The 16073-nt window shown below is 39.0% G+C and carries 19 protein-coding genes; 1 reads left to right on the top strand and 18 read right to left on the bottom strand.

The window, feature by feature from the left end:
• Positions 1-3 precede the first annotated feature (3 nt).
• The 16 genes from tpiA to nth form a co-directional block, all read right to left on the bottom strand.
• Positions 4-774, bottom strand: coding sequence for a triose-phosphate isomerase (gene tpiA / locus RYP29_RS03635; RefSeq protein ID WP_311532277.1), 771 nt, complete (start codon positions 772-774; stop codon positions 4-6).
• A 1-nt stretch (position 775) separates the two neighbouring features.
• Complete coding sequence (locus tag RYP29_RS03630) at positions 776-1954, bottom strand: phosphoglycerate kinase (protein ID WP_205096978.1); 1179 nt, start codon at positions 1952-1954, stop codon at positions 776-778.
• Positions 1955-1971: 17 nt separating this feature from the next.
• Positions 1972-2982, bottom strand: coding sequence for a type I glyceraldehyde-3-phosphate dehydrogenase (gene gap / locus RYP29_RS03625; RefSeq protein ID WP_005376357.1), 1011 nt, complete (start codon positions 2980-2982; stop codon positions 1972-1974).
• Between the two features lie 51 nt (positions 2983-3033).
• On the bottom strand, positions 3034-4059 hold the full coding sequence (locus RYP29_RS03620; RefSeq protein WP_311532274.1) for a sugar-binding domain-containing protein: 1026 nt from the start codon (positions 4057-4059) through the stop codon (positions 3034-3036).
• A 195-nt stretch (positions 4060-4254) separates the two neighbouring features.
• Positions 4255-4881 carry a uracil phosphoribosyltransferase gene (gene upp / locus RYP29_RS03615; RefSeq protein ID WP_005376354.1) on the bottom strand — a complete coding sequence of 209 codons (627 nt, stop codon included), beginning with the start codon at positions 4879-4881 and terminating at the stop codon, positions 4255-4257.
• A 185-nt stretch (positions 4882-5066) separates the two neighbouring features.
• A complete protein-coding gene (gene glyA, locus RYP29_RS03610; RefSeq protein WP_311532272.1) occupies positions 5067-6308 on the bottom strand; it encodes a serine hydroxymethyltransferase in 1242 nt (413 codons plus the stop codon).
• Positions 6309-6367: 59 nt separating this feature from the next.
• Complete coding sequence (rpiB, locus tag RYP29_RS03605) at positions 6368-6805, bottom strand: ribose 5-phosphate isomerase B (RefSeq protein ID WP_005376273.1); 438 nt, start codon at positions 6803-6805, stop codon at positions 6368-6370.
• A gap of 11 nt (positions 6806-6816) precedes the next feature.
• Positions 6817-7257: a low molecular weight protein arginine phosphatase gene (locus RYP29_RS03600; protein WP_009661038.1), complete on the bottom strand. Its 441-nt coding sequence runs from the start codon at positions 7255-7257 to the stop codon at positions 6817-6819.
• A gap of 115 nt (positions 7258-7372) precedes the next feature.
• Complete coding sequence (locus tag RYP29_RS03595; protein ID WP_311532268.1) at positions 7373-8407, bottom strand: L-threonylcarbamoyladenylate synthase; 1035 nt, start codon at positions 8405-8407, stop codon at positions 7373-7375.
• A 4-nt stretch (positions 8408-8411) separates the two neighbouring features.
• Complete coding sequence (gene prmC, locus RYP29_RS03590; RefSeq protein ID WP_311532266.1) at positions 8412-9281, bottom strand: peptide chain release factor N(5)-glutamine methyltransferase; 870 nt, start codon at positions 9279-9281, stop codon at positions 8412-8414.
• Positions 9274-10356, bottom strand: coding sequence for a peptide chain release factor 1 (gene prfA / locus RYP29_RS03585; RefSeq protein WP_005376124.1), 1083 nt, complete (start codon positions 10354-10356; stop codon positions 9274-9276). Before prfA ends, prmC begins: the two co-directional genes overlap by 8 nt.
• Positions 10357-10370: 14 nt before the next feature.
• Entirely contained in the window at positions 10371-11282 is a 912-nt protein-coding gene (locus RYP29_RS03580) for a DUF1385 domain-containing protein (RefSeq protein ID WP_311532301.1), read from the bottom strand.
• A 57-nt stretch (positions 11283-11339) separates the two neighbouring features.
• A complete protein-coding gene (gene rpmE, locus RYP29_RS03575; RefSeq protein ID WP_004696185.1) occupies positions 11340-11537 on the bottom strand; it encodes a 50S ribosomal protein L31 in 198 nt (65 codons plus the stop codon).
• 73 nt (positions 11538-11610) lie between these two features.
• A complete protein-coding gene (locus RYP29_RS03570) occupies positions 11611-11880 on the bottom strand; it encodes a YdbC family protein (RefSeq protein WP_005376370.1) in 270 nt (89 codons plus the stop codon).
• 102 nt (positions 11881-11982) lie between these two features.
• A complete protein-coding gene (locus RYP29_RS03565; protein WP_311532264.1) occupies positions 11983-13422 on the bottom strand; it encodes a hypothetical protein in 1440 nt (479 codons plus the stop codon).
• 1 nt (position 13423) lies between these two features.
• Complete coding sequence (nth, locus tag RYP29_RS03560) at positions 13424-14059, bottom strand: endonuclease III (RefSeq protein WP_205096985.1); 636 nt, start codon at positions 14057-14059, stop codon at positions 13424-13426.
• Positions 14060-14182: 123 nt separating this feature from the next.
• On the opposite strand from nth, the gene RYP29_RS03555 reads away from it, so the two are divergent.
• On the top strand, positions 14183-14452 hold the full coding sequence (locus RYP29_RS03555) for a DUF896 domain-containing protein (RefSeq protein WP_311532261.1): 270 nt from the start codon (positions 14183-14185) through the stop codon (positions 14450-14452).
• Positions 14453-14499: 47 nt separating this feature from the next.
• Here RYP29_RS03555 and RYP29_RS03550 read toward each other — a convergent pair whose 3' ends face one another.
• A complete protein-coding gene (locus RYP29_RS03550; protein WP_311532260.1) occupies positions 14500-15747 on the bottom strand; it encodes an aminotransferase class I/II-fold pyridoxal phosphate-dependent enzyme in 1248 nt (415 codons plus the stop codon).
• A 156-nt stretch (positions 15748-15903) separates the two neighbouring features.
• Positions 15904-16073 (bottom strand): opacity family porin (locus tag RYP29_RS03545; RefSeq protein ID WP_399553310.1); only part of this gene is annotated, 170 nt, incomplete at its 5' end.

Raw genomic sequence — 16073 nt, 5'->3', positions numbered from 1 at the left:
ATGTTATTTACTTACGTCTTGAGCCGCCATGATGATTTCATTAAATTCATCCACGATTAACGAAGCGCCTCCAACGAGGGCCCCATCAATATTAGGCTCACTTAAAATTTCACGCGCATTATTAGCCTTTACACTACCACCATATTGAATTCGAACTGATTCAGCTACAGCAGAGCTATATAGTTCCGCTATATAATCACGTATAGATTTACATACTTCCTCTGCTTGATCAGCAGTCGCAGTCTTGCCCGTACCAATAGCCCAAATCGGTTCATAAGCGATAATCAATTGTTCCACTTGATCCGCTGGAATATCTTGTAATGCACATTGTAATTGTCCGTGAATGAAAGAAATCGTTTCATTTGACTCTCTCTGAGCAAGGCTTTCACCAACACAGACAATAGGTTGCAAATTATGATGAAATGCACTCTTAATCTTTTCATTAACCATAGCATCTGTTTCACCATAGTACTCACGGCGTTCGGAATGGCCAATAATGACATAGGACACACCGAGTTCCGTTAACATCAACGGAGAAACTTCGCCAGTAAATGCACCGGCATCATGATAATCCATATTTTGAGCCCCTACGCCAACCTGTGTATCTCGTGTTAAGGACACAGCTCTCTCAAGCGCAGTAAAGGGCGGACAAACTACTACTTCACAGTCCAAGTTTTTATCACCTAGAAAACTAGTAAATGCTTCAATCAAGATAGAACCAGATGCAATGGTTCCGTTCATCTTCCAGTTTCCTGCAATAATTTGTTTTCTCATATTAGGCCTCTGTTAAAGCAGCAATACCTGGCAAAACCTTACCTTCCAATAATTCAAGGGATGCACCGCCACCAGTTGAAATATGGCTAATTTTATCTGCTAAGCCGCTTTTTTCAATAGCAGCTACAGAATCACCACCACCAACGATAGTCATAGCATCAGATTCTGCAACGGCTTTAGCTACTGCATTCGTACCAGCTGCAAAATTATCCATTTCAAATACGCCCATTGGACCATTCCAAATGATAGTTTTCATATTAGCCAATGCTTCTGTATATAGGTCACGTGTTTTAGGACCGATATCCAAAATCATCCAGCCATCTTCGATGTTATCGACATCCACGATTTTTGTGTTCGCATCATTGCTGAAAGCATCTGCCACTACAGCATCGATAGGTGTCAATAATCTAGCACCTGCAACGCGTGCTTCCATAACTAAATCTGTAGCGATAGCATCTTGACCATCTTCATATAAGGAACTACCAATGTTACATCCTTGCGCCTTAATGAAAGCATTCGCCATACCGCCGCCGATAATCATAACATCTACCTTAGGTAATAGATTGGAAATAACAGAAATCTTATCTGTTACCTTAGCACCACCGATAATGGCAGCCATAGGTGTTTTTGGATGTACTACAGCTGCACTTAGTGCATCAATTTCTTTTTTAAGTAAGAAACCTGCACCCATAGGGATGTAATCAGCAATGCCAACTACAGATGCTGCATTACGATGAGATACACCAAATGCATCATTAATAGCTACATCAGCAAGAGAGGCTAATTGTTTAGCAAACTCAGGATCGTTTTTAGTTTCTTCGTTATGGTAACGCAAGTTTTCAAGCATCAATACATCGCCAGGTTGTAATGCTTCAACAGCTGCCTCAACCTTAGGACCAACGCAATCATCTACAAATGCAACTGGTTTATTGATAAGTTCAGATAAACGTTTAGCACAAGGAGCCAATGTCATATCCGATTTACGTTCCCCCTTTGGACGACCAAAGTGAGATGCAAGAATGACCTTAGCATTGTGGTCGATTAAATATTTGATTGTATCTAGTGCACCACGAATGCGAGTGTCATCAGTGATAACACCATCCTTCATAGGCACATTGAAATCCACGCGTACAAAAACGCGTTTATTATCTACATTCATATCTAAAATGGTTAATTTCATCCTAGAATTTCCTCCCATTATAGACCTTTACTAGCTACGAAAGCTGCCATATCGATAAGGCGTTCAGAATAGCCCCATTCGTTATCGTACCAAGAAACAACTTTCACCATGTTACCATCCATAACCATTGTCAAATCAGCATCAACAATGGAACTACGAGGATCAGAACTAAAGTCACAGGATACCAATGGCACATCGGATACGCCTAAGATACCTTTTAATTCACCAGCTGCTGCTTTGCGGAATGCTTCATTGATTTCTTCTTTAGTAGCAGGTTTTTCAAGTTCGCAAACAAGATCTGTAGCGGATACATCTGGTGTAGGAACGCGCAATGCAAAACCATCTAATTTACCTTTTAATTGAGGCAATACTTTAGCAACAGCCTTTGCTGCACCAGTTGTTGTAGGAATAATAGACATAGCTGCTGCACGAGCACGGCGAGGGTCTTTATGACGTGCATCAAGAATTTTTTGGTCATTAGTATAGGAATGAATAGTTGTCATCATGCCGCGTTTAATGCCAAATTCATCGCATAATACTTTAGCAAATGGAGCCAAGCAGTTAGTTGTACAAGATGCATTAGAGATAATGTGATGTTTTGCAGGATCGTACATATCTTGGTTAACGCCCATAACCATTGTTAAGTCTTCATTTTTACCAGGTGCAGAAATCAATACTTTCTTAACAGTAGGTTGATTCAAATGAACCTTTGCTTCCTCTGCATCGCGGTATTTACCAGTACATTCCATAACGATTTCTACGCCTTCTTCAGACCAAGGCAATTTAGAAGCATCACGGTCATGGAATACGCGGATTTTTTTGCCATCTACATAAATATTTTCATCGTCAAATGTTACTTCATTAGGGATTGTGCCATGTACGGAATCGTATTTTAACAATAATGCAGTACCCTCATTATCACCAGTCGCATTAATAGCTACTACTTCAACATCTGGATTATTAATTGCCGCACGTACTACACATTTACCAATACGACCGAAACCATTAATACCAACTTTAACTGCCATTGTTTTGTCCTCCTCAAAAGAACTATATAATACTAAAAATAATAAACTAAATTATAATGCAGGAATATTTAGTAATTGACGCATACCTTCTGCTGCTTGGTCATCTATTATGAGGATTCCCTTTTTACAAGACCTCATAACGCTGATAATAGCACCAGCTTTATCAAAGCCACCTGCTACAGCTACGACATGCGGTATATTTACTATATCCCTTAATGAAAGCCCTATGTTGTTCGTCGCATAGACGATAGAACCATCCATAGAGCAATACTGACCTAATGCTTCACCTACGGCATCGCCATCAACGAGTTGACGGCGCACATCCTCCGGTATATGTCGTACATCGGCCATATGGAGTGCTTGACCAATACCAAAAACTAATATATCAGTTCTATGGATTAATTCGCTAATCTCCTTGATTTGTGGTTCTAATGTTACAAGCATATCTAGGGAATCTTTAGATAGCCCATCTGGTAAATGAAGCATCTTATACGAGCCATGCCAACGTTCTGCTAATACAGAGGCGATTACATTCGCTTGATATTCGACGACTTCACCAACACCACCACGGGCTGGTACAACCACGGGATGCAACACACTACTAGGCATTTCATCAGCCATTGCCGCCATGGTACTACCACCACTAACGGCTACTACAGACTCATCGGTTACCATACGTTGAACCACTTTCGCAGCAGTAAAACCTAAGCGTTTTAACATTAATGATCCTTCACTTGGTGTGATAATAACATCATCAATATGTAATGCCGCTTTCAACCGTTGCTCTAATTCGCCAACACGCTCATATTCATAAAGAATACTCCTTAATTTGGGAACTAGTTCTCGTCCTTCAGCACTTAGATAGATACCAGGTTTAGAGATTTCAACTAATCCGTTACCACGTAATGCATCAACATGAGATCGTACTGCGCGTTCTGATATATCCGTAGCTAGTGCTAAACTCCTACGGCCGAGAGGTTCTTCATAGGCTAGATGACTCAATAATTTATAGCGATCCTTTAAGACGGTCATTAATTCCGGTGCTATACGCTCGCATACCATTAACAACTCATTCATAGGGTTCCTCCTTTACCCTTTGATAAGGATAACGATATTTGTCCCGGACAAACAAAATTAGTCCCACCTAGAATAAAAAATACTTCTACATGATTATTTTATACCTTATTACAACTTTATTCAAGTAAAAAACGCCCTTTCGGGCGTCTTTTACATCGTATTTATAGATATATGTCTATCATAAGTCTGTCGTAATTATTTTGTACCGAAAATACGGTCCCCTGCATCACCTAAACCAGGCAAGATATAGCCATGTTCATTCAATGTTTCATCAAGAGCGGCTACATAAATAGGTACATCAGGATGTTCTTTATTAACAACCTCTACACCTTCAGGAGCTGCTACAAGGCACATCAATTTAATGCTCTTTGCACCTTTCTCTTTCAATAACGTAATCGCTGCAGATGCACTACCACCAGTAGCTAACATTGGATCTGTAACGATGAAATCGCGTTCGCCTACGTCACTAGGTAATTTGCAATAATATTCTACTGGTTTTAACGTTTCTGGATCACGATATAAACCGACATGACCAACCTTAGCTGTTGGAATCAAGCTAAGCATGCCATTTACCATGCCAAGACCAGCACGCAGAATTGGAATAATACCTAATTTCTTACCGGCAATGCGTTTACCTGTCATCTTAGTCAATGGTGTTTGCACTTCAACATCTTCTAATGGCAAATTACGTGTAATTTCATAGCCCATCAACAATGTAATTTCATCTAATAATTCGCGGAAATCTTTTGAACCTGTTTGTACATCACGCATCAATGTAACCTTATGATGAATCAATGGATGTGTCATAACATTAACGTTCATGATTATGCCCCCTATAAAAACAATCCGAATCCGAAATCATTATTTCGGCCTTTTACTATTCATACATACTCTATCACATATTTACAAATCCTGCCATATAAATATGACCACTACAACATAAAAAGGGTGAGCAAGAAAAACTCTTACTCACCCTTTTGGGTTCTTACTATACCAATACCTATAAATTATAAGTTAGGATATAAAGGATATTTTTCACATAATGCAGCTACGCGTTTTGCAGCATCTTGATGTTTTACTGCATCTTCTGGGTTTTGAAGTACTGTAGCAATAATATCTGCAATTTCTTTCATATCGTCTTCTTTAAGACCACGTGTAGTCAATGCAGGTGTACCTAAACGAACACCACTAGTTACAAATGGACTAGCTGGATCAAATGGAATTGTATTTTTATTAGCTGTGATACCGATTTCATCAAGAAGATGTTCTGCTTCTTTACCAGTCAAACCTGTGTTGCGCACATCTACAAGCATAACATGTGTATCTGTACCACCAGAAACGATAGTCAAACCTTTAGCCATCAATTCAGCAGCCAATACTTTTGCATTTTTAATAACTTGTTCAGCATATTCTTTAAATTCTGGTTGTAATGCTTCACCTAATGCAACAGCTTTTGCAGCGATAACATGCATCAAAGGACCACCTTGGATACCAGGGAATACAGCTTTATCAATAGCTTTTGCATATTCTTCTTTGCACAAAATCATACCGCCACGAGGGCCACGCAATGTTTTATGTGTTGTAGTTGTAACGATATCTGCATATTCTACTGGATTTGGATGTAAACCAGCAGCTACAAGGCCAGCAAAGTGAGCCATATCTACCATGAAAATCGCCCCTGCTTCATGAGCTACATCAGCCATTTTCTTGAAGTCGATTTGACGGCTGTAAGCACTGCCCCCAGCAATGATCAATTTAGGTTTTGCTTCTAATACGATTTTGCGGAATTCATCATAGTCGATTTGTTGAGTTTCTGCATTAACACCGTAAGGAACAACATTGAAATATGTACCAGATACGTTAACAGGAGAACCATGTGTTAAGTGACCACCATGGGACAAGTTCATACCAACAATAGTGTCACCAGGTTTTAACATAGCAAAATATACAGCAAAGTTAGCTTGAGACCCAGAATGTGGTTGTACATTTGCATGTTCTGCACCAAATAAACGTTTAGCGCGTTCAATAGCCAATGTTTCTACTACGTCCACATGTTCGCAACCACCATAATAACGTTTGCCAGGGTAGCCTTCAGCGTATTTATTAGTCAATACACTACCTTGAGCTTCCATAACGGCTTGGGATACGATATTTTCAGAAGCGATCATTTCTAATTTATCGCGTTGACGCATTAATTCTTGATCGATAACTGCTTTAACATTAGGGTCTTGTTTTGCTAAGAAACTCATGGGAATCCTCCTTGAAACATATGTAAATATAATGTGATAACTAATTGAATAAAGATGTATTATTTTTCAAGAGCAGAAATTTTTTCTACACGACGCGCGTGACGTCCGCCTTCAAATTCTGTATTAAGCCAAATCGTAACAATATCCTTTGCAAGTCCCGGTCCAATAACGCGTTCCCCCATCGTAAGAATATTGGCATTATTATGTTCGCGACTTGCATGTGCGGAAAATGTATCGTGGCAAAGCGCTGCACGTACACCTGCAATTTTGTTGGCTGCAATACCAATCCCAATGCCTGTACCACAGATTAAGATACCTCGATCTGCTGCACCATCTACAACGGCATGTGCCACTGGTTCAGCAATATCGGGATAATCACAAGATTCTGTACTATGTGTACCAAAATCTTCCACTTCATGGCCTAATGTAGACAATAATTCCTTAATTTCTTGTTTTAAATGTAATCCACCATGATCACAACCAATAGCAATTTTCATAGCTCTATCTCCTATTCTTTTGATGCTACTAATCCAGCTTTCACCAAATTATAAATTTGCTCAGCACATTGATTATACACGTCTTGATTTGAACCGAAAGGATCTACCACATCTCCTGCACCATGCCCCCATTCAGCAAGGGTTTTGATTTTAGCTACTTCAAAAGGAAATTGACGAAGTAACACAGATTTATGATCTTGTGTCATACCAATAATCAAATCCGCTGAATTGACAAGCTCCATTGTAAGAGGTCTTGATTCATGGCCAGAAATATCGGCAATAGATTGAATCGCAATCACAGCTTCTTCTGTAGGTTTGGCACCATAAGCAGCAAATAATCCAGCAGAAACTACATTCACATCTAGACCAAGCTCTGTTGCCAAGGTCCGCGTAATACCTTCTGCCATTGGGCTACGACAGGTATTACCAGTACATACATACAAAATATTCATAATGACATCCTTACCGCCACAATTTCTGTGGCTATTTATACATTATAGCAAATACATCCAATATGTAAAGACATTTTTCTATTATGAATGGACATAATAAATATTACCTAATTGCTTATAAATAGATAATATGACCAGCACACGCCTTTTCCATGCGATTCATAACCGCTACGCCGAGGCCTGTATTCTCAACACCTTCTGCTAAAATATAGTCTACATCACATTCATTAAAATGATGTAATGTCTTGTAAAAATCGTGAGCTAAGGCAACCGCATCACCACTATGTCCATATACATGAAATTCACCGTGTACACTATCTTTTAACAATTCATATGTTTCTTGGCTAACCAAAAATGCACCACGCTTAGTGTCCTGTTCATGAATTACATTATTGAAAGCTTCCGCCACATCCTTGGGATTACCTATAAATGCACGCATAGGTGCATCGGGAGCATAATGCTTATACTTCATACCCGGAGCCTTTGGCGCTTCATTTTGAGACGATAAAAATGGATCATAGGACACATTATCCACAACTTGTTCTAACATTTCTTTTGTAATTCCACCAGGCCGTAAAATTGTCACTCCATCATTTCGAACCTCTACAACAGTAGATTCCACACCGATCGTACAGATTCCAGCATCCACAATATACGGGATACGTCCATTCATATCATCATAAACGGATTGTGCCGTAGTTGGGCTTGGACGGCCTGAAATATTAGCACTAGGCGCCGCGATGGGCACACCGGCCATTTCTAATATGTTACGACATACAGCGTGGTCTGGACAACGTAATGCCACGCGAGCTAACCCACCAGTTGCACGGTCAGGCACGAGATCGGATTTAGGCAATGTAATTGTTAAAGGACCCGGCCAAAAAGCCTCAATCAAAGCCTTTGCTGTTTCAGGTATTTCTTTCACAAGCGGTTTAATACTTTCCGCATTGGGTACATGTAATATTAATGGATTATCTGAAGGACGACCTTTAGCAGCATAAATTTTATCCATTGCATCTGCATCGAGGCCATTAGCACCAAGGCCATATACAGTTTCCGTAGGAATTGCTACAACATCACCATGACGCAACGCATGTGCAACTAATTGAAGATTATCTCTTGTATGCTCGGTAATGATTTTAGTCTCCACATTCTCACCCCTTCACGCGAGCCGTTACAACTCGATTAATGCCCGCTAAATCTGCTGCAAAAGATATATCTACATAGGACCCAACAGACTCCAGTAAAGATTTTACATCTTCAGCCTGATCATATCCTACCTCAAAGGCCACAAGTCCATAAGGTTTTAGATATGTAACGCACTCCATAGCTAACTGACGATAGAAATCAAGTCCATCTTCACCACCAAATAATGCAATATGAGGCTCATTAAGTACATCAGGAGACAGGATTTTCTTATCTTCTAATCGAATATACGGCGGATTAGATACGATCACATCAAACAACTCATTATGATGTTCTAAATAAGAAAACATATCCGATTCGTGAAATTCGCTACGATTTCCGAGATTAAATGCTTCTTGATTCTTTGTGGCTATTTCAAGTGCATCACGAGAAATATCAAGGCCCATCCCCGTTGCTGTAGGCAGATAATGCAAGAGGCTTAGTAAAATAGTACCAGGGCCCGTACACATATCAAGGATTCGAATAGAGTCTTGTTGATGATAGGAACTTAATACGTATTCTACTAATGTTTCTGTATCGGGACGAGGAATGAGGACCTTATCATTTACAGCAAATGTCAATCCCATAAAGTCTTTTGTTCCCGTTAAAGATGCTACAGAATGTCCTTTAGCCCGTTCAATGACAAGCGGCCTAAATCTATCCAGTTCTTCTTGCTCTAATGGTTGATCATAATTCGTATATAGATATATACGATTCTTCCCTAAAACGTGAGAAAGCAGTACTTCCCCATCAAGACGAGGTGTATCCATCCCCTTGCTTTGAAAGTACTGCTCTGTCCACTGGAGAATACGACCAATCGTCCAAATCTCCTTATACATTTGTATTAGCCTCCTGCATTTTAGCTGCTTGATCAGCGGCATTTAAGGCTTGAATAATTTCATCGAGATCGCCATTCAAAATAGCATCTAATTTATACAATGTTAAATTGATACGATGATCTGTTACGCGGCCTTGTGGGTAGTTATAGGTACGAATACGTTCACTACGATCACCTGTACCAACTTGGCTCTTGCGGTCTGCGGCCATGCTAGCTGTAGCCTCTTGTTCGGCTTTATCTTGCAATTTTGCACGCAATACGCGCATCGCTTTTTCTCTGTTTTGTAGCTGAGAACGTTGATCCTGACAAGCTACGACAATACCTGTTGGTAAGTGGGTAATACGGACAGCAGATTCTGTTTTATTAATATGCTGACCACCGGCACCACTAGCGCGATATGTATCGATTTTCAAATCCTTATCATTGATTTCAATATCAACATCTTCCATTTCAGGAAGTACTGCCACAGTAACCGTAGATGTATGTACACGGCCCTGCGTTTCTGTAGCTGGAACCCGTTGTACACGATGTACACCAGATTCAAATTTCATCTTGGAATATACATTCTCACCATCTACAGAGAATACAACCTCTTTAAAACCGCCTAGTTCAGGTTCATTAGCATCGATAATTTCACAACGCCACCCTTGGCTTTCAGCATATTTAGTATACATACGGAATAAGTCGCCTGCAAACAATGCCGCTTCATCGCCACCAGCGCCACCGCGAATTTCGATGATAATATTTTTATCATCGTTAGGGTCTTTTGGTAATAAAAGAATTTGTAATTTTTCTTCTAATTCCTCTTTTTGAGGTTTTAATTCTTTCAATTCTTCTTGAGCCATTTCACGGAATTCTTCATCCATCGTTTTGTCTTCAATGACTTCCATGGCTTCATCAATACCAGCTAACACCTTTTTATATTCTCTAAAAGCTTCTACAGTTTCAGATAATTGGGCATGTTGACGTGTTAGTTTACGCCATTCATCTTGACGCGCAATGACTTCAGGGTCACTGATGCGTTGCTCTAGATCCATAAATTTATCTTCAATAACTTGTAATTTATCTACTAACATATATAACCTCAATCTTAATATGTTTCATCTTCATAAGAATCTTCTTCTGGAGGACGCACCTCTTCTAGAGCACGAATAGCCACTTCGATTTGATCTGCTTCTGGTTCACGGGTTGTCATATATTGCAACGCCAAGCCCGGTTTAACGAAAGATTTTACAAAGGAGCTTTCACTACGTCCTGCAAAACGAATACATTCATAGGCAATACCTGCTACAACGGGCATCAGTAAAACACGTGACACAATGCGCTCTAGCAAATTAGGCCAACCTAAAAAGGCAAATACAAATATACTAACTACCATTACAATGAGTAGAAAATTAGTCCCGCATCTCGGATGTAAACGAGATTGAGCACGCACATTTTCTACGGTCAAAGGTAGATCATTTTCATAAGCATGAATGGTTTTATGCTCTGCTCCATGGTATTGGAATACACGTTGTATATCCTTAGTTTGACCAATACCCCATATATAGAGCAAAAACAAAGCCAATCGAATAGCACCTTCAACCAGGTTCAAAATAAAGTGATTATCTTGAATACCAGGAATAAATTTAACTACAAATGTAGGAAGGGCCACAAATAAAGCGATTGCAAATAGTGTGGAAAATACCATGGTAATGGCAATTTCACTATTCGACATTTCTTCCTCTTCATCACCAGCCGCTTTCGCAGAGAAGGACAAGGCCTTCATACCGATAACAAGAGATTCATATAAGGCTATACAGCCTCGTAAAAAAGGTTTCTTTAATATAGGATATCGCTCTTGAATGGACGTGGTGGCTTCCTTTTGCACCACGATAGAACCGGAAGGCTCACGTACAGCTGTCGCCGTATATCCTGGGCCACGCATCATGACGCCTTCAATGACAGCTTGTCCACCAACGAACTTCTTAATACGTTCTTTTGCCAAAGGATTTCCTTTCATAAACAAATAGAGGCAGAGCCCAAAGCCCTGCCAATAGTTGTTTCGCTACATAAACTATTATTTACCGTAACGTTTGTTAAATTGTTCGATACGACCACGAGCTTGAGCCGCACGTTGTTGACCAGTGAAGAACGGATGGCATTTGGAGCAAACGTCTACACGAAGGTCTTCTTTTACAGAGCCAGTTTTGAATGTGTTACCACAACCGCAAGTAACTGTAGCTTCTTTATAGTCTGGATGAATACCTTGTTTCATTCTATACACCTCTTTCCAGCAATCAATATTATTCTTATAGATTATAGCACGATAATGCGTACAAATCAAGAAACTACTCTTTAGAAGCCTGTTTTTCTTCAATTGCTTCCGCTAAGATAGTTTCTAAATCACTTTCATTCAAAAGATCGCGTAATGCAATCAATTCTTCCAAGGAAAGAGTAATCCCTTTTTTCATACTTGTATATTCGCTATCCCAAGCACGAAGATCAAATTTAGGATTATATTTCCCCCAGCTTGTGCATGTAAGTTGTTTTTTCCAGCCATCTTTATCTTCTGATAATGTGCCGATAACTTTGAAAATTTCGAAATTAATAACAGCCATTGTTACCTCCCTCCTCACCTAATTACAGTGTACACTATGTGTCAAATTATGTAGTTCTAAATCGATACGATATATTGTAAACCAAATTACCTATATTGACAATTATTTTTTATAGTCACTGTAGTCTTCAATATCGATGGATGTCGTCGGAGGCATTACGTCAGCACCCAAAGAATTCATATTTTCTTGCCATGATGCTCGTGCAGATTTGATAGTCTCTTTATACGCTTCATCAATATTTTTGGCCGCATTAACTAGTAGCGATTCATCATTTACATCGAGTACACGGCGACGTACGCTGCTAAGCATATAGCCGAAGGATTCTTCTGTTTGAACGAGCATAGAAATCTCTTGCATTAAGGTTTGCCCAATTGTGCTAGAGAAATATGTATACCACATATATGCCAATTCTACATCAGGGAACATCCAATATACACCCGTACTAGGTGCTTCTGTACCCATAGACACCTCTACATGGTCACTATAGCGGGTAAAAGCTAAGTAATACGCTCCATTTTCACGAAGTGCCGCACGTCCTAGTTCTGAAACACGACTATCTATACAATAAATGCCATCCTGCCCTAAGGCTACATCAGTTTGACCACCCGGCAATAAAATAGAGCGTAGAGACAAACCATAATTTAGTACGGTAAATACTGGTAATTGAGCAAAGACACCATGAGGTAATGGAATATAATTAATAGCTTTCCATTCGTCACCAACCCGTTCACGAAGGCCTACGCGCATCTTTTTAACATCATATTTACCATAAATGATTTCATAAGCCCCTAGAGGAGTCCATTCACGAATAGATTCTACACGTTTTTGGTTCAAAAAGAATTGTAATGCCATATTATTCAATCCCAATTGATTTTGTGCCATCGTTGCTGGTAAGAACAATTGAGCAGTCCCTTCTGGAACCAAATTATGCAAACCATTAGCAACCTCTTCTACAATATCTTCAGAGGATTGGAACATACCAACAGTACCTGTAAAGATATGGTCAAAATAGCTACGATGAGGCCATTGATTAATAATTTGAGCCATTGGATATAATCGAGAGATAATGCTATAGCATACAGGAGATGCTGTATAAAGTACCACCTTTTTATCCTCATAGGATTGCAAGATTTCTTCTATCATGCCAGCATATTCTTCTACATACGCATATAAGACGAGTTCCCCCGTTTTGCTATGAGCTTCTATACTTTCACGTACAGGGGTTTCCCATATAGTGCCCACATCAAGGCCATCTAAAATGCCCGTATCACTAATAAAATCAAAGAGCTCTACCGTAAAGGATGGTCCATACAATGCACGAAATGTATTCACATCATATGGAATAGGTCCAAAGGATTCAACCGTAGACTTTTCTGCTAATCCATACAAATCCTCTGGTGTAACACCCCATTCACGAGAATTCGCATTGCTGGAGAGCAATTGATCTAATACTTTAAAACGCATTAATTCGTTAACGATATCAATACCTTCTATGCCATATTGGGCACAAAGAGCAATAAATTCTTCATTATTCTTTTTCATATTAAACCTTTCCTGCTGACGGACAAAGATGATTTAAGAAACATGTTTCACATAGAGGCTTACGGGCCTTACAAACGCGTCGTCCATGATAAATTAGCCAATGATGGGCTGCAGACCACTTCTCTTTTGGTATAGCCTTTTGTAACTTTTGTTCCATTTCTTCTGGCGTTTTTGCAATGCCTAATTTCAATCGGTTTGCTACGCGGAACACATGTGTATCCACCGCAATAGCTGGTGTTCCGAATAATACGGATACCACAACGTTTGCCGTTTTTCGACCTACACCGGGTAATTCAACGAGCTGATCAAATTCACGTGGCACTTCTCCATGATATTGTTCTACCAGTATATGGCAAGTGGCAATCAAATTCTTTGCCTTCGATTTATACAAACCACAATCCTTGATAAGAGTTTCTAGTTTTGTAACACCAATTTCTAGCATCTTAGCAGGATGATTTAATGCAGGGAACAATCGTTTTGTAACAATGTTAACCCTCTCATCTGTGCACTGTGCAGATAACACAACAGCGACTAATAATTCAAATTCATTTGTGTATTCAAGAGCAGGTTTAGCATCAAAATAATGTTCTTCTAATAATGCTAATTGTTCTGCCTTAATTGCTTTCGTAACACGCACGATAAACTCCTTTCTCACTTGTGAAAGTACGAACTCGTACAATTTATATCTTACCATACGTATTCATTAAGTTCTATGTTATAATAAATCATGTTATTCTAATATAGAATACAGGAGGCAACTATGAGTAATATAAACGATACACTAAAACGTATAAATGAACTAGCAGCTAAGAAAAAATCTGGTCAAGAACTAACACCAGAAGAATTAGCAGAAAAGAAAGAACTATATAACATCTACTTAGGCTTTATTAAGGGGCAAATCACAGACACCTTAGATCGCGTTGAATTCGTCGATCCTAAAACGGGTGAACGAACTGCTCCTAAACGAGCTCTAGAAGATTTAGCTAAAGAAGCTGACCAAGATATTAAAGAACATAAAGATATTCACTAAGACTAAAAGGCACTTCAAATTTGAAGTGCCTTTTTAAATTCATCTTTTTATAATTTCCCTAATCGCTTCATAGCATCATAGATTTTTCCTGCTAATCCCTTCATTTGGAATTTAGGGATACCACATGCAGCGATACGAATACCATTGCCTAGAGCGATACAATAAATATGTTCTTTTTTAAGTTCTTCGCATATAGCGGTACCGGAATCAGTTGGTATGGTTATAAAGAACCCACCACGATATGGCAACATAGGTAAACCTACTTGTGCTGCCTCTTGTTTAAAGATGTCTGCACGATCGCGAATCAATTGATAATAACAATTACGTTCGTCCTCATAAGCCTTAAATTTATCAGGATCAGAAACGATATTTGCCATAGCGCGCATTGCTGGACGACAAATATTGGACCATGTTGCACGACTAGTCGATTTATTCACTTCTAAAAATTCATCAGCAATTTCTTCATCAGAAGAAATACCAATCATAGCACCAACGCGTTGACCATACATTGTAAAGCCCTTAGATAAGCTATAACATACGCAAACTAAAATTTCTTTTGGCAAGTGCCCCATCTTTTTAAAGAATGCGCGGACTTCTTCTTTTTCACCAGAATAATCCAAATAAGCCACATCGATACCAATGATGACGTTATTGCGACCAATAGCAACTAATTCTTTCAAGAAATTAAGAATAGAATCCCAGTCCTTATCCTCTACAGAATATCCTGTAGGATTATTACCTGGTGTATTAAATAAGATAACAACATTTGTTTGTTTAGCAGCTAATTCCTTAACACGATGTTGGAATGCATCATGGTTAAAGTTATTATGTTCATCAAATAAAGAGTATGTAACAAGTGTACGTCCATTATCACTGCAAATAATGCGGTATGCACCCCAGTACCAATCTGCAGTTAATACTTCATCACCAGGTTCAGTATAATTATGTACCAAATGATGAATGCCACCTGTACCACCAGAGGTAGCAATACTACGAATAAAGCCGTCAGGACGAGAATCGCCAAAGCATTCTTTTTCTGCACATTCCAAATATTGTGGAATCCCTGCAATAGGGGCATAGCCAATATGTTCGGTGTCAGATAAATTTAAATATTCTTCTTTTACAGTTTTTAAGAATACTAAATTACCTTCTTCATCATAAATAGCACCCAAAGTACCATTTACTACATTTTCACGACCATTTAATTTTGTATCTTCCGCCGCCTGTCCTGCAGTTACAAAGATTACATCTTTTAATTTTTTTCCTCTTGCGTGTTTCGCTGCTACACTTGTCATCGCATACACCATCCTAACTAAAAAGAACTATTACAACAATATCATACCTAAAGTTAAGCATTTATACAATGAGTATTAATGAAAAATATTGTATACATGAATACGTACAAAAAAACCACCCATCCAAGATGAGTGGTTTTACTTGCTCTATTATGATTAGAATGTGTAACCTACGCCAGCATGTAAGCCTTTGGAAGTTTTGTCATTATCGTTTACACTATATTTGTCATAACCATAATAAACATTCAAATCAATGTTAGGTTTTACTTCGTATTGAGCACCTACTTGATAGGATTGTTTAATATCGTTGCCCCAACCAGCTTTAG

The organism is uncultured Veillonella sp., assembly GCF_963534045.1.
Lineage (GTDB): Bacteria > Bacillota > Negativicutes > Veillonellales > Veillonellaceae > Veillonella.
The sequence above is the reverse complement of the archived record's forward strand: the minus strand, read 5'-3'. Positions and strand labels throughout refer to the sequence as shown.